Source organism: Burkholderia sp. PU8-34 (assembly GCF_053427725.1).
On sequence record NZ_JBSAXC010000103.1, the window covers coordinates 1 to 274 of the forward strand.

Sequence of the window (274 nt, forward strand, 5' to 3'; positions counted from 1 at the left end):
TGCGTCCGTGTCGTCCTTACCGGCCGCCACGTTCTTCAGCTGCACTGCCGTGCCCGCCTTGCCCAGCGTCACCTTGTTCTTCGACGCGCTGTCGTACACCACCGCCAGCGATTCACCCGTCTTCGAGTCGATCACTCCGCCGTCCGTCAGCGATTCCTTCAGGTTGCCGAGGCTTTCGTTCGTCGCATGCAGTTGCGCACCGTTGATCGCGTCCGTGCTCGTCGCACTGACGTCGCCCTTCGCCACCTTCGTGATCTTCGTGCCATTCGCACCA

Annotated in this window: 1 pseudogene; it reads right to left on the minus strand. The window is 62.8% G+C overall.

What is annotated here, in order from left to right:
* Nucleotides 1-274, minus strand: a pseudogene (locus ACV22Z_RS35920) (hypothetical protein); the annotation flags it as partial.